This window comes from Bacillus cereus group sp. MS39 (assembly GCF_040448665.1).
Taxonomy (GTDB): domain Bacteria; phylum Bacillota; class Bacilli; order Bacillales; family Bacillaceae_G; genus Bacillus_A; species Bacillus_A wiedmannii.
Window position 1 is genome coordinate 3,454,104 of record NZ_CP123058.1, and the last position, 23,774, is coordinate 3,477,877.

Sequence of the window (23,774 nt, forward strand, 5' to 3'; positions counted from 1 at the left end):
AGGTTTGAACTCCCTTATCTTAAATTCAGTTAGGTTTTTAAAATGCTAAGACAGACTCGTTTGTTTTCATTTCTTTCCATGATACAAACTGTCTCTCTAATTCAGCCTTAATTTGCAGTTCAATTGCATTCATTTCATCCAACTTTTCAACAATTGATAATAACATGCCTTTATTATTCGTCATCGCCATTTTAATTGCTCGATACTGTACATTTGTAAATCCTTGTACAATATCCTCTACCCGATCACACCAATAATCAAACTCTTGCTCCGAATATTGCAACGTTTCACGGAAGTATGCAAAGGCATGTTCATAACTATATTTACGAATTGCAAGTACTGGTATTTGCTTCACTGCCGCTACAAGACCCGAAAGCGAATAACCTTCTTCTTCATTTGCCATTTTTATAATTAAATTTTTCAATTCCATAGTCAGTTCATTGTCCTTTCTTTTGAAAGTTTCTATGAAATAACTCGCTACCATTTCTTCTGTTGGCTCCTGAATTTCTTCTACATCAATGAAATACCCTCCACCAAATGGATTATCTTGAACAGAGTGAAGCACTTTTTCTCTTTCCATATTCCCTTCCCAGCGAAAATCAGGATCTAGCATGAACCACTCTTCTTCTTTCTCTGTCTTCGATATCATTAAATAATGTGGAAATGGTTTTTGATGAAATTTATTTTCCCTCTCTGGTAATAGAGACATATCAACCATTACAATGACATAACGATTTTCAGGCTTGTTTTCTACTAATTCTAAAAATATTTCTACATTGCTATTTTTATCTTTTGCATGATCGTACCATTCGTTCACTTTCATACCGTACAATTTTTCATACCATAGTAAGTAATTATCATGGTTAATGTTTTCAGAGTGATACGAAATAATTCCGCCTTCTGTTATATCAAAATCGCCGTCCCATAATCCAAAATAAAATGGACGAAAATCAATATCGCTACGCCTTTTTATAATTTCACAAAAACAACTCACTAAACAGTGCACTTTAATTGAAGTCATACTCTCATCCACTTTCCTAAAGGTTAGTTATTCACATTTACTTCTTATACCGGCTGTAACTCCTCCATAAAATCAAGCAAAGATCCTACAGTAAGAAATGCCTTTGGATCTAATTCATCCTCCGGAACGCATAACTTTAAATCCATTTCTATGTATACAATGAGCTGTAACATCATTACCGAATCTATATATAAATCTTGATTTAAGCGCATCGTTTCTTCTAAATGCGTAACGTTTTTGAGCTCCATTTTCCCTGTCATAATTTTCAAAACTTCATTTTTTAATGTTTCACGTTTCATGCTGTAACCTCTCCCATCTCTAGTAACTTTCTACTTACTTTTCCAGTTTTATTTTTCGGAATTTCAGTTACACTTTCAATCTCATGTGGAACTTTATAAGATGGTAAATACTGCATACACCATTCTCTTATTCGCACTGGATCAATATGAGAGATTACTTTCGCTTTAACAATTTCGCCCATCACAGGATGTTTCCCTCGATATACAATGGCCTCTTGAACACCTTCTAATCGAAGTATTGTTTCTTCTACCTCTATCGGAAAGACTTTCAATCCTGAAACGTTAATCACATCGTCCATGCGTCCCATAAAATGAAGGCCACGCTCAGATTTATATCCCAAATCTTTCGTGAAAATTTTCTTATCATTCATTTTCACTACGATTTCTTCAGGCATATTTTCATCTGAACCCATGCTTATACTCGCATGAGGTAGCGGATTTCCTAAATCTAAATGGCTTTTCATATCATGACATATACTAATACAACCCGCTTCAGAACAACCGTATTGCTGCATCATATATGTTGTCGTTTCTTTTAGTTTATAAAACAATGCTTCTGGCAAAGGCGCTCCGGATGTCATAATTTTATGAAACTGAAACGTTCTTTGCGGGAAACTCCCCATAATATGTAACATAAGTGGTACTGCATATATGATATGTTTTTCTGTATTGCGAACTATATTTAATGCGAATTTAGGATTTTTATTCGTAATGATGATAGGTTTGCTTCCCCGCGTAATTGCGGATAACGTACCACATATTAATCCGTATGAATGTGAAACAGGAGCCATAACGACCGGCACTTCATCTATTTCACAGTTTAAAGCTTCATTATAAGCAGTAATTTCTGTGTCCACTTCCGTCCATGCTCTACGAATCAGTTTCGGTTCTCCTGTTGTACCAGAACTATATTGCAATAAAGAGGGCTCTTCTAGTAAAGCTTTCACTACTTCTAATTTCGTAAAATCGCCATATTCTCCATATAAAATCCCGATACAATTTGCACGCTTTGCCATTTCAATAGCCGTTTCTTTTGGCGTATCTTCATGTATAAGCAATACTGAGGATTTCTTTTCTTTTAAGAAAAACACAAGCGTAATAATATCGAATGGATCTTTCAGACAAAGCGCAAATCTATTTCCTTCTGCTTCTTGAAATTGTTCCATTTCCTCATAAACTTGTAATCTCAAATCAAAATCACTTTTGCTATACTCTTGTTTATTAACGATTAGCATAATTTCCCCCTGTAACAACTGATTTTTGTTTCATAAGTTGGCTTGCTCTATACAATGGATTTGGAACTTCATGAACAAGCGATTCCACATCCATATATGATCGTCGCTTCGTTAATTGCTCAGCATAGAATGTAGGAGTGTATAGCTGAATACTTTCAAATCTATCTTTCAAGTGTGGATATTTTCTAAAATGATTTTCAATTTCTTCGACAACTATCATCCAAAAAATTTCTTCTTTCCAATCATATTCGTCTGCAAGTACGAAAGCTAATTCTCCTACATTAAATAAGAACAGTGCATCTAATACCATCTCTTGTAAACATTCAATACGATTCATTTCAAAGAAATCATTCATTTTTCCATTCACATACGTTTTATGCATTTTAGTAAAGTCTGGACATTTATTCATTTCTTTTAAGAATGGACGATAAAACTCAAGTCCTTCATGGAAATCCTTTAATGCAATACGGACAGGTAGCCCTTCTTTATGAACTAAAATCATATTTTGTCCGTGTGATTCTAATGCGATTCCATGCTCTACAACAAGATGTATAACTGGTATGATCGCTTTTTGAATCAGTAATCGTAGCCAATTTTCTATCCCATATTTGTTTAACCATGCATCAATAACTGGTGTCCCGTCTTTCTCTTTTGCATATAAGCCGTTAAAGGGAACCGCATCCTCTTTCTCATTTAAATATTTATGAACGCTTTCACGCCAAATGCATCCTAACGAACCATATGTGGCTTTCTTATTTGTATCATACGTTACACTCGAAAATTCCTTTAGCAAAATAATGCGCGATTCATTCCTTAAATAAGAATCCTGACTTACGACATCACTTAACCAATTCGATATAGCTGGTGCACTCACAACTGAATATGGTTTCAGCGTACGGAGTGTTGAAGTGTTAAGTATGTTCAGCGATAACTTTACATATGGTCTCTTTGGATTCGTAACATTTCTTAACGTCCTCATCGATTGTTGCGCGCAATAATCATCCGCCGATTGTCCTAAATAAATTATATTTTTATCCTGTATATGGTCAGCGTAATTTGGAATGATGAAGTTCTCCCACTGCCAAGGATGAACAGGTATGAACACGTACTGTTTTGGATTACATTCCGCACTGTGAATTCGTTCCATATACGTTTCTAATGTATGCGCGCCTATCTCACCTTTTAAAATATTGTCATAGATTACTTCATTTTCATAACCTACAGCCGCATATTTCTTATGCGCTGCAATCCATATAATTTTTATTGGTCTCATAAATTCATATCCATATTGAAAATTGTCACGATATTGAAACCCAATGCGTGCTTTATAACTAGGATGATATGGATGGCCGTCTATTAAATGACTTTCAAACTCATCGTAAGATTTTTGAGTGTATTCTTCTTTATTATTTCTTTCAAATTGAGCAATCGTGTCTTTAAATATCGTTTGTTCTAATTCATGAATAAAAGAATCTAATTTCGTTTGTTCTACGTTAACAATCCGAAAAACTTCTTCCAAAAATTGAGAGACTGAGTGTATTTCTTGTTTTCCCTCTTGAACTCTTATTACTAATGAATCTATAGAGATACGTCCAAATGTCATTCGTTCTCTTCCGTAACATTCGTACGTGACACTTTTGTTGTCCTCATCAAGTCCTTGTATAAGAAAAAGAATTTGTTCTTCATTTTCTATGCGAATTGGCGTAATAATCCCCTCATAAATTAACGACTCTACTAATTGACGTAACACTCTTCTTCGTACTGAAATGTAATCTTCTGATTCAAGCGCTTTCAATATTCTCGTATGATACATGTCCACTCTCATAACTCCCTCCGCCTTACGAAAAAATACCATTATTTGTATTACGTGAAATTTTAACGTTATTTATGAACGAACAGCCACTTCTCTAACGAGCGGATTCTGTACCTGTACGTAAATTGCCTGTTCTAAAGGATTACTTAACTCATCGACATCGAAAAATCTCGTTAATAAATTTGCTTTACATGCCAACTTATCCTCTTCTAACAATTCTCTTAAAAAGGTAGAAGGTTCACGGTTATACGGAAGGAACGATTCAAGTACAGATCTTAATTCAGAGAGAAGAAATTCCTCCTTAATTAATCCTGCTGTGCCAAAACCGTTAATGAGACCAAACATATGATTAAAAATTAAGTAGTAACGAAATCTCTCATCTACAATATAATCGTCATATAGATTTCCAGTACGTTCTCCAATGCCAGCCAACTCATTATTAAGCATCTCTTTCATTGAATTACAGAAATAAAACCCTTGATTATCACGGAAATAATATTTGACCGGATAACCATCCTTTAGCTGAACAACGCTATTTTGCTGATGCGCTTCTAATGCAACACCATAACGTAAGTACATCCATACCATTGGCTTTAAAGAAATATTCATATATCGTCTAAACCAATCTAAACTTACTTCTTCACAGCTTCTACCTTCTAAATCTGCTAGTCGATGAATAATATTCGATAAACGAGTACGTTCCCCAGGTATAGTATCTTGAACTAATCCAGCAATTAAAGTAGCGTCATTTGCATGTTCACCATAAAAAGGGTTCTCTCGTATAATTACTTCAAATCCAGATTCTTTTGCCCCGTAATTTAATGTAATAAATGCTGGATCACAAATAAAATCAAAACCTGGAAACTTATCTAACACTTCACCAATTGCTGTATTTAGCATTTCCTTTCCTTCAAGACCACTCTCTAGTTCCTTCAATTTATTAATACGCATTGAATTTGTTACTTTTACTGGGAATGAAAACTTAAGCATATATTTTGATTGGGGATGATATAACGTCCTAAGTGATGATGTTGCCATATAATACTTACCGACAGGACCGATATATTCAAGTACTCCTTGCTCTATCCAATCCTGTACGTATGATTGGTGTAATAGCCATTCTGCCTGAAGCGGATGAATTGGAAGTAATGAATATTCATCTTCATTACAATACTTCGATATAAATTCTTTACAAACCATCTCATCATTACATAGCTCTTCTTTTAGAATTACTGTTGTAGAATCTAATAATAATGATTTTTCCTTTACTATACTTTTATGTGCCCTAAAATAATGAAGCTGACATTCTCCTTTTAATTCTGGAGAATACATTGCACTTTTCCATTCCAAAATACCTTGTCTACTCTTTGGGGTTGGATGCGTTAAATGTCCAAATAATAAAGATTGCTCTGCCTCTATAAAAGTTGTATGGAAACCGTATAATGCAGATGTATCTTCTATTCTCTCCTTTGTAAATTCTTCAATATTTTGACAACTACAAATAACTCGAAGCATAAGTTCAGCAGGATTCGTCCCTTCTCCGTAGTTGATAGACATCTCTTTTATTAAGAATGTAATAACAGTAACGTAATCTGCTTTTATAACATTCTTATTTTCTCCCATTTGATAATAAAATTGTTCTCCAAACAAATGGCGATCTGTTGCTGATTTATATATAACTTCTCCATACAAAGTAATGTGTTGTGCCGATAGCCGACAATATAAATATGTGGGGACTATATCTCTATTCAACGTATTACTGAAGATACTTTTCATTTTTTCATCCTCTGTAATCCATTCTCCACTCCCTGTTTCTCTTAAATAACAGTTTAAAAAACTTTGTAATGTTGCATGTTCTGCGATTTGTTTCGCATGCTGCATATTGGTCCTCCTCTTTATATTAAAGCTATCGAAATTTTATATAATAAACAACAATTGAATATCGTTATCAATTATGATTCTAATTGATAATGATATTCAATTCAATAGTATATTTCAGAATTTTTTTATCTAATTTAATTTTTCTTGTTTTCTATCTTTTCTTTAATCTAGTTAAAAATTCACGTAAAAAATACTCAATTTCAAACTACATACTTACTATTTTTCATTAGTAATCCATCCAAAATAGTTAAACAAAAGAGGTATACCTTAATTGGCATACCTCTTTCAAAGAATAAGTTTACATAATAATATTATTTATATCTCTCCAACAATAGGCTGTCTCTTCTACCTGTACTCGCTCTAAAAATTTTGTATCAATTTTTTCTGGATTAAATTTTTCATAAAAATTTTTAGAAGGATTATTCGTAACAACCCATACTAAAAGTGATTGCATATCATTATTTATACATTCTGATAATAGAGATTGAAATAACTTTTGTCCTATTTTCATTCCTTGATACTCTTGTAAAAGGTAGATTGCATATAATTCCCCATCACAATTATATGCACCACTTCTTTCCACTCCCCCGTCAATAAATCCGATTATTGTTTCATCTGACGTCTCTGCTACAAATCTATATTGGTATGTATCTTCTTGTTGAAAAATGTTTTCCCATTGTTTTTCTCGTTGCTCATATGTTATATTTTCTAAAAATTCGTCAGCAAATATCCCTTTATACGTTGTTTTCCAGCTATCAACATGCACCTTTGCTATACCTCGTATATCATCTTTTATCGCTCTTCTAATATGTATTTCCATCATTTCTCCCCCTTGTTATTCATCATTATATCAATTTTTTTCCTTAAAAATCCAAATAAAAAAAGAGTGAATCCACTTCACTCTTTTTTATCACAATTATCTACTTTCCACTTCAACTGAAACAACACGATCAATCTCTTTCAAGGAACTATATAACTCTGTTGTATATAAATCTTCTGGAGCTAAAATAACCATTTCCAATTGCTGAAATGCTCCACCATCTATATCTTTAATTTTTACGCGTTTCACATGCATACCTAAATTTTTAATTTGCTTAAATATACCATCTAACTCATGATGCTCTTTTACAGTAATTTTTATAGATAAATCTTTTTGTCTTAATGAATACGGACCTGCAATTTTCACAAGTTGTGGAAGTACGTTAATTGCTAAAATAATTAAAATCATTGCAACCGTCGCTTGTAAATAAAAGCCTGCCCCAATTGCTATACCTAAAGCTGAAGCAGCCCACACCATAGAAGCTGTCGTTAATCCAGAAATAACATCATTACTTCTTCGTAAAATAACACCTGCCCCAAGAAAACCAATCCCACTCACAATTTGAGCAGCTAGACGCATTGGATCCATATTTGTATGCCCTGGAACAGAATATACATGTACGGCTTCAATTGAAACCATCGTAATTAAACAACTTGCTACAGAAATAACCATACTTGTTTTCACACCAAGCGGTTTATTCTTTAGCTGCCTATCTATCCCGATGAATAATCCTAAAAAGAGCGCTAAACCTAATTTGAGTAAAAATTCATATGACATATTTCCATTCTCCTTACTTTACAATGTTTCCCTTGGAATAATTCACTATAACTCTTTTATGATATCAATTCCAGTCTTTTCTATTCATTCAACGTAAAAAACCGAAAAAACATTTGTAACGATGTTTCTCCGGCTTTTTATTATGCTTAAGATTCTTCTTTATTTCTGATTTTTAATCTTAATCTCTGCATCTTTGTAGAATGCTAATTTACTGTCATTATACTCTTTTGTAAAATTGTTAAATTGCTCTTTTGATTTTTGTGCTTCCACAGTTAATTCATTAACAGCCTTAACTTTTTCACCAATCTCTTTTAATTTCGTTTCTTTTACTTTTAATTTTTCATACAGTTCTTTTTCAGTCGCTAACGCCTTCGTATAATTTTCATTCATCTTTTGGAATGCATCATAACGGTTTTGATACGACTCTCCTACTGCTTTCGCTTGTTTTTGTAACTTCTTATCTTCAAGCTTCTCTATATTTCCTTGAACAGATTTTGTTTCTTTCTGAGCTTTTTCTAGCATTTCTTTCTCAGTTTTTAATACTTTTTCACGGTCATCTACATTTGCAGTAGCTTGCTCTATCTTCTTCATAACAGTGTCATTATGATCTTTACCTTCTTGTAAAATTTGAGAATATAGTTCTTGACCTTCATTCTCTAATTTCTCTAACTTCTTCGCTTCATCAACTAATGATTTTTCTTGTGTCGCTGCTGTTTCAAAAGCTGTATATAGATTTTCTTCTGGTTTTTCACCGAAACAACCTGTTAATAGTCCTACTGACAGTGCTCCAACTACTGCTACTTTTCCATACTTCAACGTTCATTCCTCCATTACATACGGTTATCATGCCAGAAATTCACTGGGAAGTGACTCTCTTCATGATAAGCTTCAAACTCATAACCCTTTTCTTTTAACCCTTTTAAAATTGCTGGCACAGCAGCAACTGATTGTGGGTGAATGTCATGCATTAAAATAACTTCCTGTGGTTTTGTTGCATTTGTTATTACATTTTGAGCAATTTGTGCTGCCGCTGCATCAACTTGCATTTTGTTATATTTCCAATCTAATGAATCAATTGTCCAATCCCATACTTTAAAACCGCCCTCTACTACTTTATTTCGAAGACCTTCATTTAATCCAGGCATCGAACCGTATGGTGGACGTGTTAATTTAGGTGATTTTCCAATAATATTTGCGATTAAGCTTTGATCTTCTTTCATTTCATTTACATACTCGCCATTTTTATATAACTTTGCAAAATTATGTGTCATACTATGCATACCTACATAATGACCCTCTGCATTTTCACGTTTCACTAAATCCGGAAATCCTTTTACATTCGCTCCAATTAAAAAGAACGTCGCCTTCGCATCATGCTGTTTTAACATATTTAACAATTCAGCCGTATATTTCCCTGGGCCATCATCAAATGTAAGATAAGCAACTTTTCTTTCTTTTCCATTAAAACGACTTGGTGCCGTTTTATTCATTTCTACTTTCGGTTGTTCACTTGCAAGCTGTACTACGTTTTCTTGTTTTGCAACAGCCTTTGCTGGTGAAGTAATGGATTGAAACATGAAATACCCTATAGCTACTGCTGCAATCGCTATTAATCCGAATACTACTCGTTTAACTTTAAAAGCTTTTTCCATTCTATCGAATTCCTCTCCCTATTAATCTTATATATAAATCACCCAATATAATTATACATCTATTTATTTTATTACACTATATAAACAGACATATATATGTATTATAATGGGAGTTTTATTAAAATGGTTGTTCCTATTCCTTCTTTACTTATAAAACTAAGTGTGCCTCCATGAAGCTCTACCATTTTTTTAACGATAGTTAAACCGAGACCAGCACCTGTAGCATGGTTATTAATCTGGTAAAATGACTGTTCTATATATGGTAAATGCTCTTTAGCAATTCCAATCCCTTCGTCTTTCACCTTGATCACTACTTGTCCTTCATTGTTAGTCGCTTCAATGTGTATTGTACCTTTTTCATGTGAATATTTAATAGCATTTTGAACAATATTCAAGAAAATTTGCTTTAGCCTATTTCGATCTCCCATCAATTCAATTCTTTCTATCGTATTAATAAATTGAATTTGTTTCTCTTCAGCGTTAGGAGTTAATTGCCAAATCGTCTCCTCTAGTATATCGTATATTTGCACCTTTTGTTTATATAAATTGAAATGATTTGATTGTAATCTTGAAAAATCTAGCAATTCTTCTACTAAATGAATCAATCGGTCTGTCTCACCTGAAATAATTCCCATGCCTTGCTTTATCTCTTCTTCTGTTAAATGATCTACCGTTTTTAACGTCTCACTCCAACCTTTAATTCCAGTTAAAGGCGTTCGTATTTCATGAGAAATAGAAGCAATGAATTCATTTTTCATCTGTTCCGCTTTTTCTATTTTATTAGACATATGATTTAAACTATGTGCTAACTCACCTAATTCACCTGGATAATCCTCTTTAATTTTCTTCTTTAATGTACCTTCTGCAATTTGTGAAGAAGCATGAATAATAGATTCGATAGGTTTAACAAACGAATTCGCTAATCGTCTACTGATTAAGAATACGATACCAGAAATGACAATTCCAACTGAAATAGTAAACATAATAATTTCAATAATCTTTGCATTTACATTCGTTAAAACAGTTGTATATTTCAAAGCACCGATCGTTTGTCCTTGATGAATAAGTGGACTAATCACTTCCAATTGTTTCACATTGTCTTTCGTAGCAGTCACTTGATGATACATTTCTCCTTCTAGTAACGAATATGGAATAACTACTTTACCTTCTACCTTTTGTCCACTTGACGATTGTATAATCGTACCATGCCGATCAATTAATTGTAATTCGGTTCCTTCTAACTGAAAGCTCTCAATTATATCCCCGCTATATTCTTGCAATCGAATAAAGTATAGTGAATTGTATTCAGAGAAAAATCGCGTACTTGTCTTCGCATGAGATTCTATATATTGCACAATACCATTATAATAATATCGATAAATGGAGACTGAAAATACGACTTCAAATAATACAAGCATAAGTATAATGACCGTCATAAAATATAAAGTCACTTTTCTTTTCATCTTATACTTTCCTTCCACACATATCCTTTTCCCCACACAGTAAGAATAAATTCAGGTTCTGATGGATTACATTCTATCTTTTGGCGTAACCGCCTCATATTTACATCTACTACTTTCGTCTCACCTACATAATTCGTTCCCCAAATCATATTTAAAATTTCATCACGTGAAACCGGCTTTGAAGCCTGATTCATCAAATACTGTAATATCATATACTCTGTAGGGGTTAAATCAACTAATTGTCCACTTTTATATAATCTTTCTTCTATAACATTTAACGAAAACGGGCCAGATATGATTGTATTCGCTTTTTCATCATGTACTTCTATTCTTCTTAGTAACGATTGTATACGTGCAGTTAGTTCCACTGGACTAAACGGCTTTGCGATATAATCATCTGCACCAATTCCTAGTCCTTGTACTTTATCTTCATTTTGTACGCGTGCGGTTAACATAATAATACCTATTTTTTTATTTTCTTCCCGGACGGATTTACAAACTTGAAAACCATCAATTCCTGGTAACATTACATCAAGCAATGCTACATCAACAGTATGTTCACATAAAATCTGTAACGCCTCTTCTCCCGTACTAGCTTCTAACACATAAAATCCAGCACGTTTCAAATTCAAGACGATAAAACTACGAATAGGCATTTCATCTTCTAAAACTAAAATTGTTGGCATAATTTCCACCTCCCTACTCTTGTTGATAATCCGCTAGCGGTTTTACATATGCTTTCACTTTTTCAAAATGTGGTTGTTTCGGTACAGCATATACGTGAGAAGCTGTTTTAACTGCTGCTTCGTATCCTTTTATTTTGAACCATTCTTTCCGCTCAAATATATGGACTTCAAGCCATAATTCTTTTGTACTTGTTTCCAAAAACTTTTGAGAATTTGATTCCTTTTGCTCATCTGGTATCGTAATTTTTCCAATTAACTCTTCAGGAATTTTCACATAATATCCTTTTTCTATATCGATATATCTTTCTTCAATTGGTTTAATTTCAGATTCACTCCACTGTATGTAACGTTCGAATAGCGGACTATCACCATGTGATTTATCTTCCCAACCTTTTGGACGCACTGTACGAACAAATTCAATAATGCCGTCTTCATTTATATCTTTGCTTTCGACTACATAATCATTGAATAAATCTTCTTTCCCATCTATAGGTAGTGGCTCATAATGACCCTTATCAAATTTTGCTACATATGTTATCCCTGAATGAGCACCAACACCTGCGTCAATTACAACCGCCTTTAGTGATTCAGAAATGCGGCCCATTTGTATTCTTTGAATGCTATTTATAAATGGATCGAATGACGCTTCAGATAAAGTCTTAAATTGTTCCATGAACTCAACTGTCAATTTCTCATCTTTTTCATACGTAACAAGACTTATATCTTTCAGTCCATTTTTATTTAAATCCTCTATGAATAACTTCGTATAACTTCGATTATATATTTCCTTCATATCTTCATTTTCTTCCGAAAAAACATACATAACATGTTCTAACGATTCACGACTTACAGAAATTCCGATTAATAACTCTCGCTTCCCATTCCCTGTAAAATCACCGACTTCAACGATATCTACATCTCCACCATCAAATCTGTGCGTGGACTTTACTTTCCATCCATTTCCGACTTCTTCATATACAGCTAAATATACGCTATGATCTTCATTCGGCAATTTATAAAATAAGATGGCTTCTTTCTTATTATCTTGTTTAAAATCCATTGACCAAATCATCTGCTTATCTTTATTAGACATTGGAGTAAGCAATCGATAATTTACAGGCAAATCTTTATCTATTTGCTCTTTTAATTCATTAATCCATTTCTCATTGGCAGGAGCACCCATTAAACTTGTTGGAGCTTCAGACATTTTACATCCAGTCAACATAAAAATGATTCCCATAATGCCTATCCATTTCTGCATATGATATCTTTCCTTATTACAGATTTTTATTATTTTTCTTTACTTTTTGCTTCTCCAATATTCTCATACATATGAGTATAGTTTTTCTAAAATAAAAAATCGTTACAGAAAAGTTACAAATCCATTCCGATAAAAAAAGATTGGCGAAAGCCAATCTTTTTTTATTATTCGTTTCGAACTGGTTTCGGTGTTACACCTAGATGATCATTTATTTTTTTCGAAATATCTTTCACATTTTTTTCATTTGGAATGTAATAATAAATACCTCCGATACGTTTATCCGTACCTTCTATTTGCATTTTTTCCATTTCTAAATTAGATCCTGCCATATTTTTTGTAATCGCAAGCATATCATCGAAAGTTAAGTTCGTTTTCATATTTTTATCAACCGCATCAAGTAAAGAGCCCATTTTGCTAATTGATTGCACAGACATCGCTTTTTTTGCAATTGCTTCTATTACAAGTTGTTGTCTTTGTCCACGCATTGCGTCACTATCAATTTTACGCGTTCTTGCAAGTGCAAGTGCTTGTTCTCCATTTAAATGTTGGAAGCCTTTTTCTAAATGAATCATACCCGCTTGATCTTTACTATCTTGCTCTGTGAAAGTAACAGGTACATCAATATCAATACCACCAAGTGAATCGACAATTTGTACGAATGATTCAAAGTTAAACTTTACATAATAATCAACAGGAACATTTAAAAATCTTTCCACTGTATCTCGTGTACTTTCAACACCACCAAATACGTGTGCGTGTGTAATTTTATCTAATTTCTTTCTAGATGGAATATATACACGTGAATCACGCGGAATACTTACTAATTTAACTGATTTATCATCTTTATTAATTGTTGCTAATAAAAGTGCATCTGTGCGAACAGCTTCACCATATTGACTTTTTCGCATTTCACTACCATCTACACCCATAATTAAAATAGAGATGTTATCCTTTAAAGGCTCAACTTCTTTATCACGTTTTGATGATTTATCAATTTGTGCATACGCATCACTTACAACAGCTTTTGCTTTATTATATATTAATGATCCATATCCTACTCCTCCAAAAATAAGTAGGAAAAATGGAATTAAAATGAACCATTTTATTGACCTTCTTTTAGAACGTTTTTTATTGCTTCTCGTATTTTGTTCTAATTCAGAGCTCATCTTCATTCGCCTCTCTTTCTCTTTCCCTAGTATAATGTATGTCTAGTATTCTGCATATTGAATTTCCTTTCAAACACCTTACATTTTTGTAAGGTTACATAATGAATCCAATATGTATTCCATTTCACATTATACTCTCGTGCTTATTTTTGGCAAGTCACTATTTTCCAACTTTAAATATTTAGCACTTCGCAACATTCAAAATTATAGATTTATAAATTTATTCGTTTCGAATCCTTCAATTTTCACCTGAAAAATTAATAATGCAACAATACATTTCATATTATCTCTCAAGCGGTGTATACATTGTTTTCTTCCCATGATTATTAATGAAAGCGGATTTTGCTTTTAGTTTCGTCTTTTCTATTTCTATCTCTTCATTCGAGAAATTCACAATAATTTTAATATCTTTTCCATAAGAAGCAGATTGAACTAATTTATCTTCTGACAAATATACAAAGTTCATCATTTCTTCTTCTACTGCCTGTTCATGAACGTCATTCCAAACTTTCAGGTGCTGCGTAATTTCTTGTTTATGCTTATTCCACTCTACTTCATCTAAATGGTACAACGGAGGAACATTATACAATAATTCGTATAGCATACGGTTCCCTACCTCATCTTTTACTTTCAAACTTCCCCATTCCCAGTGGTGCGTTGTAATTACAGAATCATTGTATACTAATTTATATAGCGGTACCGAATATACTGGATTTAAATATACTTGTTTATATTCTTCTTTTAACGGTACTTGTTTTGCATATTTTTCTGGAACATTTTGATTCGGTGACCAATATCCGCCCACATAATACGGACTTGTTTTATTTTTCCTCATATCTTCATCGTCCCATTTAATAACCGGCGTTTCAATACCGTGAGCAAATGTAATCGTACTACTTGCAAAGTCATTTCCGCCTTCTGAGCCAACTACCATACCTTTTTCTTGCGCAATATAATCCATTCGTTGCAATCTTGCTTTTAAATCTTGTTCTTGTGTCGTTATATGTTTGGCTGAATAGTCGTCATAAATTTCACCTGTTGCATCACAATCAATAAACCATGAATTATATTTAGGTCCATTTTTTAATATCTCGTTCATTCGCTCTTTTACACTAGGAAGAGATAAAGTTGGATTTAACTTTCGCCCTCTACCTAAAAATCCTTGCACTTTTTCTCCATTTTTCTTCGTCACAGTTGCCTCTTCATATAACGATGGATCCTGAAAAGAAGCTGTATTCCAATTTTTATCAGCTTTTTCGTGAATAGAATGATAAGAATCATACGGACCAACTAAATATCCTATTTTCTTAGCTTCTGTCACGAAATCAGGCTGCATATACCCTTGTTCCCAGTTCGGTAACCCAATCCACGCTTTGTCTATTCCTGATTCTTTCATTTCCTTTATAATATCCGTTCCATCTGCGTTACCCCATTTACTTACTTCTTCAATCGCATCACCGAGCGCCGACTTTAATACATGCTTATTTAAGTTATATAACTCCATCTTCGATAAGTGATCTACCCCTTTGTTTAATAACTCACTAGCGCTCTGATCAACCTTTTGAAAAATATCATCTTTATACAATTCCTTCATTGATAATACTTCATTTACATAACGCAAAATAACATTTTTTTGGTACTTATCAATGAAATCTTGTTTACTTACTTGCTCAAACACACTCAGTTCTCCAGGCTCCGAACTATTCTTTTGAATAAGCCCTTTTATATGACTAAATACAGGACTATTTATTTGCTCTCTTATTTTAGGCCAATTTACGTTACTGTCAGACAAACCATTTTGATTCCAAAAATAAAAATGAGCCGCACCATAAAGTTTTTCAATCTCTTTATTTTTTCTAGCCTTTTCTTGTAATGTTTTAAATTCACCTTTTCGAGCAATATTATCCTTATATAGTTTAGCAATACTGACTGCATCATTATTTGTCACATATAATTGAAATCCATATGTTTTATTTTTATTTATACTCGGGAATTCATGTATAAAATCAAATCCTATTTTCGGATCCGAATGAAATTTCAATTCATTATTAAACATATTGTTCGCAATATATACAATGGAATATTTCGAACCATTTAACGCAAAAAACTTCATAGAAAATGATTCAGCAAATGAATATGCATCATCCTTTAAAAACTTCTTCCAATTTTCATCATTACTCGGAATTTGTTTTCCTTCCCATAACGGAAGTGTATAATTTTCAGCTTGTACTTTCGGCCATATAAAACTTTCTGCACCAGTCGATTCCACTTCAATATTTAAGTGATCTTTTTTCTTTTCTAGATTCACTTTTACTTTTTGATCTGGGTATTCCCAAGATGTGCGATCCTTGTCTTTTTTTACATTCGACACCTTCATTTTCGGTAACGGCTGTGATGCCTGTTCCTTTACACCATCATGTTCTACAGTTAACGTGAAAGTCTCTGGATTTACATCGTAAGTGAACTCTTTATACGTCGCTTTCTTTACTTTAGACTCTTGTACAGCCTTGTTACCTTTTACATCACACCCGACCAAAGTCGAAAATGACATCGTTGTAAGAAGACATATTGCTATCATTTTTTTCATCTTCTGCACCTCCACCACTGAATATACAGGGGCTTTGTTACAGGAATGTGGCAAAAAAATAGAACTAGCATAACGGTAGCTCTATTTTGAGTATTATAAATAAGTGTGTATGAACAACTATAATCTGCTTAAAGTATATGTAGTACAATAGTGTTTTTTCATCCCCACTAAATATAAAAGCAAATAATTCGAATCTTTAACACTTATTTTTTAACTAAAAAAATAAGTGTATATAATACACCCTAAAACTAGCACTAAAATTACTAGCGCTGTACCTTTCCAATTCATACCACCCGTCATATCCACTGGACTACCTGATTCAGCTCTGTTGAATCCATCATGTAAAGAACCGGTAGGATTATTTTTCAATTCACTTTGCCTTATACGTTCCCTGTTTTCTTCTGGTGACTCTTTTTTCATACGATCGCCTCCAAATGAATACACGCTTTACTAAATTATACATTATTACTTTTCTTTTATATGAAAACTGAAAAGATATTTACAACAAAAAAAGCTAGCAATGCTAGCTTTTTTTATAATTCTATATGTTCTTCTTTATTTACAGTAATTCCTCTATGATCGATTTCTAGCTCACACACTTTCATAGACGTAAATACTCTCGCTAATTGCTCAGCAATTTCTTGACGTTTATCATATGGCGTCAATATAAAAATGGATGGACCTGCACCACTAAGCGCTGTGCCGTATGCGCCAAACTCTTTTGCACATTTACGAATTGATGGTAATAGCGGTACGAGTTCTAAACGATACGGCTCGTGAAAATGATCTCTTTCCATCATTTCACCTACAACTTCCCACTTCTTTTGACAAAACGCAGCTACTAATACGTTGCTGATTGCACTAGCCTTAACTGCTTCATGAAATGGAAACACATCTGGTAATACAGATCGGCTTTCCTCTGTATTTAACTCTTCATTTGGAATAAGAGAAATTACACCTAATTCCTTACTTTCAATTCTTACAACCGAAACATTCTTTCCATCAAGTGCTCCGATTACAGTTCCTCCTAATATAGAAGCAGCAACATTATCTGGATGTCCTTCAAAATTTGTAGCAATTTGAACTTTTTGATCAGTCGTTAAGTTCAAATTGCCAAGTTGATTCGCAAGCTCTATCCCTGCTACAATGGCTGATGCACTACTTCCTAGTCCTCTTGTAAGCGGGATATTACTAGTAACTTCTATTATATGGGGTAATAAAGAAGGACTCACTTTACATGCCGTGCTAACGATTAAATTTTTATCGTCTGTCGGAATTGACTCCTCAAAGGAATGAATTACTTGCCATTTATCAGCTTTTTCTTTTACCACCACATCTAAATATAATGACAAAGCTATTCCTACTGAATCAAATCCAGGTCCAACATTCGCTGTACTAGCAGGAACACGAATACTTAATGGTATCACGACATAATCACCCCTTTTATATGCTCTTTAATTTGTTCTATATCATTTGAAACACTTGCAATATCTAATGTATTAGAAGAGATTGCGATATCAGGATCTTTCAACCCATTTCCAGTTAAAACCGCAACAACTGTCTCTCCTTTTTTGATTTTTCCAGATTGAACATGTTTAATAACGCCGGCTAATGAAGCATTTGATCCTGGCTCAGCGAAAACCCCTTCTATTTTTGCTAATAATCTATACGCATGTAATATTTCTTCATCTGATACCATATCTATTTCACCGTGAGATTGTTCGGCAGCCTCTACAGCATATGACCAACTCGCTGGGTTACCGATGCGAATTGCTGTTGCAATTGTTTCAGGTTCTTCAATGACATGTCCTTTTACAATAGCAGCTGCTCCTTCCGCTTCAAACCCGTGAATTCTTGGCTTCTTATAGCCTTTTTCTTTCTCATATTCACAGAAACCTTTCCAGTACGCTGTAATATTTCCAGCATTTCCAACAGGAATCGCTAAAACATCTGGTGCACTTTGCAACTGGTCACAAATTTCAAATGCTGCTGTTTTCTGCCCTTCAATTCGATAAGGATTCACTGAGTTTACTAGTGTAATCGGCTCTTCAGCAGCAATATTTCTTACAGCCTTAAGTGCATCATCAAAATTTCCTTCGATTGAAATGATTTCAGCTCCATAGGCGACTGCTTGCGCTAATTTTCCATGTGCAATCTTTCCTTCAGGGATTACGATTATACATTTCATTCCAAGGCGTGCCGCGTATGCTGCGGCCGATGCCGAAGTATTACCTGTGGATGCACAAATAATTGCCTCCGAACCTTCTTCTTTCGCCTTCGCAACAGCCATTACCATACCACGATCTTTAAAAGAACCTGTCGGATTCGCTCCTTCATACTTACCGTATAACTGAATTCCTAATTGTTTTGATATATTTAATAACGGAATAAGCGGTGTATTTCCTTCCATTAAGCTCACATCAGGTGTATTTTCATTCACCGGTAAATAAGAAGCATACTGTTTTAATAATCCTTTATACATATTGTTTTTCCTCCTCAATAATGTAATAACTGTTTATTTCACTTGCGACATCTTCTATCGCTCCTAGTACTCGTTCGAATTGATACTTTGAAGTTTGATGTGTCACAACAACGACTTCTGCAAGTTCACGATTTAAAGGTAATTGAATAACTTCTTTTAAACTTACAGAATAATTAACGAAACATTCTGTTATTTTTTGTAACATCCCAGGTTCATCTCGTAATGAAATACGTAAGAAATATTTCGAAACGACTTCTTCATCTCCTTGTAACTCGTATGGCTCTGGTTCTTTTAACGCACTTTTATTTTTCGGAACTTGATTCATATTTTTAACGATTGAAATAATATCACTTACAACAGCAGAACCAGTCGGTAACTTCCCAGCTCCAGGTCCGTAAAACATTACTTCCCCTACTGCTTGACCGTGAACATACACTGCATTAAATTCATTATTTACATTCGATAATGGATGATGACTTGGTAAAAGAGTCGGTTCTACACTTAAATGAATGGCTGACCCTTGTTTCTCTGCTTTACCAATTAATTTCATAGTAAATCCTAACTTTTCAGCCATTTGTAAATCTTCTTTTTCGACCTTTCGAATCCCTCTTACTTGCACATCATCTAAAGAAACATTCATCGAAAAACCTAAGTTTGCAAGAATGGCTACCTTTCTCGCCGCATCTAACCCATCTACATCCGCTGTTGGATCCGATTCTGCGAAACCTAATTTTTGTGCTTCTTGTAATGCCTCTTCATACGACCATCCCTTTTGACTCATCTTTGTTAACATATAATTTGTTGTGCCATTTACGATTCCCATTATTTTTTCAATTTGATCTGAAGCTAATCCGTCTGTTAATCCCCTTAACACCGGAATACCGCCCGCTACACTTGCTTCATAACATAGATCACAATCATTTTCGTTCGCCAGGTGGAGAAGTTCCGCACCGTATACAGCCATTAAATCTTTATTTGCTGTTACGACATGTTTCTTATTTCGTAAAGCCTTAACAATGTGCTGCTTCGCTTCTTCAATTCCGCCCATTACCTCTACTACAATATCAATATTTGAATCATTTAGAACTTCATCGACATGACTTGTTACTACAATTCCATCAATACAAACATCACGTTCTTTTTCTAAATCACGTACAACGACTGTCTTTACCTTCACTTCATACCCTGTATCAAGTGCAATTTTTTTATAATGTTCTTTCAAAATATGGACAACACCACTTCCGACCGTACCTAAGCCTAACACCCCAACATTAATAACGTTATTCATCTTCTAATCTCCTCCTACAATTTTATTTTTTATCTTTATCAATCACCTTGCTCTGCTTTTTAATCATGCAGGTGGTGGTTATTTCCGTACGTACAAATCGTTTCATTTTACTGCACCTCCTTTCAAAGTAAAAAAACACACTCATCCCTAGGAAAGGGACGAATGTGTTTTCGTGGTTCCACCCTTGTTCCAATCCAGACTTATTTCCTTCTAGATTGCTCAAGTTCAGATAACGGCTGATTCCGTCAATAATTACTAGATTACTCGTTCACTATTGAAGTTCAAAGGTGGTAAAACCATTTCTCGTGTTAGGAAGCTCACACCCTTGGCTCCCCTCTCTGTAAACCGTAAAAATGATTTCATGTCCTTATCGTTACTTTTTCGTTCATGTTTATTTGTTAACTCATTATACTCGCATAAAAAACAAAATCAATACTATTTTTTGATTATTTTTAATTTTCAATCTTCACATCCATAAAAAAACACACTCATCCCTAGGAAAGGGACGAATGTGTTTTCGTGGTTCCACCCTTGTTCCAACCTAGACATATTTCTCCCTAGATTGCTCAAGTTCAGATAACGGCTGATTCCGTCAATAATTACTAGATTACTCGTTCACTATTGAAGTTCAAAGGTGGTAAAACCATTTCTCGTGTTAGGAAGCTTACACCCTTGACTTCCCTCTCTGTAAACCGTAAAAATGATTTCGTGTCCTTATCGTTACTTTTTCGTTCATGTCTATTTGTTAACTTATTATAGTTATCAACTTTTCAAAAAGCAAGCCTATTTTTACTAAAAATTTTCAAAATCATTTTTTATTGTATTTCAAAATAACATTATGCAACTACCACTTGATTTACCTATTTTGTTATTTCTCCAGTTTGTAAATCAACGATTCTTATATGAATATCACATTCTAAAATGTGTACATATTCACCTTACAAAACTATATCTATAAAGTTTTTTCAATACAATCTTTTCGTATAGCTTTCTTCTAAAGAGCGTGCAACATCTTCTTCAGAAGTATTTACTTTCGCATGCTCCAGCAACATTTTTGCTGCTGAAGGTAACTCTTTTTTATTCAACCATGATTCTGGATCCCACATCTTAGATCGGATAAAAGCTTTTGCACAATGAATATAACACTCTTCTATTTCAACGACAATTCCAAGTAACGGATTGCGTCCATTCGCCTGCATTTCTTGCAATATCTCTTCGTCGTTTGTAATATACGCTCGGCCGTTTATCCGGAGCGTCTCCCCAAGGCCTGGAATAAAAAAGAGTAACCCTACGTGCGGATTTGAAATAATATTCAAAATGGAATCTATACGACGGTTACCTGGTCTTTCTGGAATGATAATTTGATTATTATTTAATACGTATACAAATCCAGGTGCGTCACCTCTCGGCGAAGCATCGCACTCTCCTAATTTATTTGCAGTAGACAATACTAGAAAAGGAGATTTTGACAAAAAATCTATGCAATGGTGGTCTAATGATGAAATAACTTTCTTTAACGCTCGCTCACTTGGTTGCCCCAATATTTTCCGTAATTCTTCCTCTGTTGAAATAATCGATTTTATTTCTTTACTCTCTATCCCCACTATTAACCACTCCGTTTTTCTTTATTTTCCCAAAATTCAATACAAATATTGTATAATAAAATTTGCAGAAAGGGGAATTTAAATGACAGAGTGGTTAACAATATTTGATCCTGAAAGAAATACACTTGGGAAGAAATTGCGTGATGAAGTGCATCGTGACGGTGATTGGCACGAAACATTTCATTGTTGGTTTGTAGAAAAAGATGATGAAGATATGTTCTTATATTTCCAATTACGCTCTAAAAATAAAAAAGAAGCTCCGGGTATATGGGATATTACTTCAGCCGGACATATTATGCATGATGAAGATGTACAAATTGGTGGTCTTCGTGAAATTAAAGAAGAACTGGGGCTTTCTTTTCAAACGACTGAGTTAGCATACAAAGGCATCTTTAAAATAGATTATGAAATTTCAAATCTTACAGATCGCGAGTTTTGTCATATGTATTTTCACAATGTCATCAATCCACTTCCATTCGCACCAGGTGAAGAAGTAGACGATGTGATGAAAGTACATGCAACTTCTTTTCTACAACTACTAAAAAGAGAGATTTCATCTTTTACAGCTATTTCTGTTTTAAGCAATAAACCGATAACGATAACATTTGAAGATATTTATCCATATGATCTTGCATACTATGAATTTGTTATAGAAAAAGGAAAAGACTTACTAGAAAATAATAGTTTATAAATAAAATAGGACTCCCATTTTAAAGTACTTGGGAGTCCTATTCTTTATCCTGCTATTTGCGAGCAATAAGAATCCCACCTCAAATTTCTACAAATGCAATGAGTGAGTTTAAAGTCGGGCGCCCGTATGAGTGGGCTAATAATCAGTAGATAACAGACACAATCCGAGTGATTTAAAATCCATTTTATTTTCTCTCTTTCGATGTTTGGAACATACTTGGCAGCGTTACAAAGCGTGCCCCTTTCGTTTTTAACTGCGGAATAATTTGGTCTAGCGCCTCTACAGATCCTTGCAAATGTCCACCTGGAGTCGAATGCTGAAGGATAACACTGCCAGGAAATGAATTCCCTAACACATTATTTGTAATCGTATCAGCGCTTACTCCTTTCCAATCAACCGTATCAACACTCCATTGTACAATCATAAAATTTTGCTCTGTTGCCCACTTCAATTGATTTTCAAGTATTTCACCGTACGGTGGACGAATAAACTTCGGTGCATAACCAGCTAAACGATTTAATATTTCTTCTGTTTTTATAATTTGATTACGGTACTCAGTATCATCTACTTTCGCTAAATTTGGATGGCTGTACGTATGATTGCCAATTACATGCCCTTCATTCGCAATACGCTTTACTACATTCGGAAACTTTTCTGCATTTTCACCGAGCAGGAAAAATGTCGCTTTTACATTATGTTGTTTTAACTTATCTAAAATTTTCGGCGTAAATTCTAAATCTGGTCCATCATCAAATGTAAGAGCGACTTCCGCTTTATTGTACGGTCCTGAAAATGCGTACGCATATTTTTCGACCCACGAAAATGGTGTCCACGATCCACGCTCATATGCTTTCATTTGTACTGTATAGTTTTGAGGGATATATGTGTATGGCAATGAGCTCATATAGTCTCCATAATAAAATGAGTGATATGGCATATAGGCGTAAGAAACATCTCGTTCTAGTCCCCATTCATATGGGGCAAACATTTCTGACGAATAAAAATAATACATGATAAAAACCTCCCTAAAATTTCATATGTGATTCAT

General features: G+C 34.1%; 21 protein-coding genes and 2 other annotated features. Of the genes, 1 reads left to right on the forward strand and 20 read right to left on the reverse strand.

Annotated features, from left to right (window positions below; genetic code table 11):
- Positions 1–37: 37 nt before the first annotated feature.
- The 19 genes from asbE to QEP67_RS18195 all read right to left on the reverse strand — a co-directional run bounded on the left by asbE (position 38) and on the right by QEP67_RS18195 (position 22,035).
- Positions 38–1,021 carry a petrobactin biosynthesis protein AsbE gene (asbE, locus tag QEP67_RS18105; RefSeq protein WP_000200724.1) on the reverse strand — a complete coding sequence of 328 codons (984 nt, stop codon included), beginning with the start codon at positions 1,019–1,021 and terminating at the stop codon, positions 38–40.
- 44 nt (positions 1,022–1,065) lie between these two features.
- Positions 1,066–1,320: a petrobactin biosynthesis protein AsbD gene (gene asbD, locus QEP67_RS18110; protein WP_000818071.1), complete on the reverse strand. Its 255-nt coding sequence runs from the start codon at positions 1,318–1,320 to the stop codon at positions 1,066–1,068.
- Positions 1,317–2,555, reverse strand: a complete 1,239-nt coding sequence (gene asbC / locus QEP67_RS18115) for a 3,4-dihydroxybenzoic acid-AMP ligase AsbC (protein WP_000909560.1) — start codon at positions 2,553–2,555, stop codon at positions 1,317–1,319. The genes asbD and asbC overlap by 4 nt, the downstream gene beginning before the upstream one ends.
- Positions 2,542–4,380, reverse strand: coding sequence for an IucA/IucC family protein (locus QEP67_RS18120; RefSeq protein ID WP_353706354.1), 1,839 nt, complete (start codon positions 4,378–4,380; stop codon positions 2,542–2,544). Before QEP67_RS18120 ends, asbC begins: the two co-directional genes overlap by 14 nt.
- Before the next feature lie 60 nt (positions 4,381–4,440).
- The gene (locus QEP67_RS18125; protein WP_048566548.1) at positions 4,441–6,249 is read right to left on the reverse strand and encodes an IucA/IucC family protein; all 1,809 of its coding nucleotides are present in this window, start codon (positions 6,247–6,249) and stop codon (positions 4,441–4,443) included.
- A gap of 298 nt (positions 6,250–6,547) precedes the next feature.
- Positions 6,548–7,069: a GNAT family N-acetyltransferase gene (locus QEP67_RS18130; RefSeq protein WP_000402429.1), complete on the reverse strand. Its 522-nt coding sequence runs from the start codon at positions 7,067–7,069 to the stop codon at positions 6,548–6,550.
- A 96-nt stretch (positions 7,070–7,165) separates the two neighbouring features.
- Positions 7,166–7,846: an MgtC/SapB family protein gene (locus QEP67_RS18135; protein WP_000119501.1), complete on the reverse strand. Its 681-nt coding sequence runs from the start codon at positions 7,844–7,846 to the stop codon at positions 7,166–7,168.
- A 159-nt stretch (positions 7,847–8,005) separates the two neighbouring features.
- Entirely contained in the window at positions 8,006–8,662 is a 657-nt protein-coding gene (locus QEP67_RS18140) for a YkyA family protein (protein ID WP_000873561.1), read from the reverse strand.
- Between the two features lie 14 nt (positions 8,663–8,676).
- Positions 8,677–9,498 carry a peptidoglycan-N-acetylglucosamine deacetylase gene (locus tag QEP67_RS18145; protein ID WP_000409393.1) on the reverse strand — a complete coding sequence of 274 codons (822 nt, stop codon included), beginning with the start codon at positions 9,496–9,498 and terminating at the stop codon, positions 8,677–8,679.
- Positions 9,499–9,599: 101 nt separating this feature from the next.
- Entirely contained in the window at positions 9,600–10,961 is a 1,362-nt protein-coding gene (locus QEP67_RS18150; protein WP_000824505.1) for a HAMP domain-containing sensor histidine kinase, read from the reverse strand.
- Positions 10,958–11,647, reverse strand: coding sequence for a response regulator transcription factor (locus tag QEP67_RS18155; RefSeq protein ID WP_001142161.1), 690 nt, complete (start codon positions 11,645–11,647; stop codon positions 10,958–10,960). Before QEP67_RS18155 ends, QEP67_RS18150 begins: the two co-directional genes overlap by 4 nt.
- A gap of 13 nt (positions 11,648–11,660) precedes the next feature.
- The gene (locus QEP67_RS18160) at positions 11,661–12,908 is read right to left on the reverse strand and encodes a hypothetical protein (protein WP_001174816.1); all 1,248 of its coding nucleotides are present in this window, start codon (positions 12,906–12,908) and stop codon (positions 11,661–11,663) included.
- A 164-nt stretch (positions 12,909–13,072) separates the two neighbouring features.
- Entirely contained in the window at positions 13,073–14,074 is a 1,002-nt protein-coding gene (locus QEP67_RS18165) for an LCP family protein (protein WP_000093638.1), read from the reverse strand.
- Positions 14,075–14,357: 283 nt separating this feature from the next.
- On the reverse strand, positions 14,358–16,661 hold the full coding sequence (locus tag QEP67_RS18170; RefSeq protein WP_048566550.1) for a glycoside hydrolase: 2,304 nt from the start codon (positions 16,659–16,661) through the stop codon (positions 14,358–14,360).
- 210 nt (positions 16,662–16,871) lie between these two features.
- On the reverse strand, positions 16,872–17,081 hold the full coding sequence (locus QEP67_RS18175) for a DUF6366 family protein (protein ID WP_000712287.1): 210 nt from the start codon (positions 17,079–17,081) through the stop codon (positions 16,872–16,874).
- Between the two features lie 113 nt (positions 17,082–17,194).
- The gene (gene thrB / locus QEP67_RS18180) at positions 17,195–18,088 is read right to left on the reverse strand and encodes a homoserine kinase (protein WP_000612661.1); all 894 of its coding nucleotides are present in this window, start codon (positions 18,086–18,088) and stop codon (positions 17,195–17,197) included.
- On the reverse strand, positions 18,085–19,143 hold the full coding sequence (gene thrC / locus QEP67_RS18185) for a threonine synthase (RefSeq protein WP_353706355.1): 1,059 nt from the start codon (positions 19,141–19,143) through the stop codon (positions 18,085–18,087). Before thrC ends, thrB begins: the two co-directional genes overlap by 4 nt.
- Positions 19,136–20,431, reverse strand: coding sequence for a homoserine dehydrogenase (locus QEP67_RS18190; protein ID WP_048566552.1), 1,296 nt, complete (start codon positions 20,429–20,431; stop codon positions 19,136–19,138). Before QEP67_RS18190 ends, thrC begins: the two co-directional genes overlap by 8 nt.
- Before the next feature lie 151 nt (positions 20,432–20,582).
- Positions 20,583–20,814, reverse strand: a binding site (T-box leader).
- A 115-nt stretch (positions 20,815–20,929) separates the two neighbouring features.
- Positions 20,930–21,161: a binding site (T-box leader), on the reverse strand.
- A gap of 235 nt (positions 21,162–21,396) precedes the next feature.
- Positions 21,397–22,035 carry a pyridoxamine 5'-phosphate oxidase family protein gene (locus tag QEP67_RS18195; RefSeq protein WP_000510736.1) on the reverse strand — a complete coding sequence of 213 codons (639 nt, stop codon included), beginning with the start codon at positions 22,033–22,035 and terminating at the stop codon, positions 21,397–21,399.
- 82 nt (positions 22,036–22,117) lie between these two features.
- On the opposite strand from QEP67_RS18195, the gene QEP67_RS18200 reads away from it, so the two are divergent.
- The gene (locus QEP67_RS18200) at positions 22,118–22,726 is read left to right on the forward strand and encodes an NUDIX domain-containing protein (protein WP_000141351.1); all 609 of its coding nucleotides are present in this window, start codon (positions 22,118–22,120) and stop codon (positions 22,724–22,726) included.
- 184 nt (positions 22,727–22,910) lie between these two features.
- On the opposite strand, the gene QEP67_RS18205 is transcribed toward QEP67_RS18200, so the two are convergent.
- Positions 22,911–23,738, reverse strand: coding sequence for a peptidoglycan-N-acetylglucosamine deacetylase (locus QEP67_RS18205; protein WP_000291230.1), 828 nt, complete (start codon positions 23,736–23,738; stop codon positions 22,911–22,913).
- Positions 23,739–23,774: the final 36 nt, after the last annotated feature.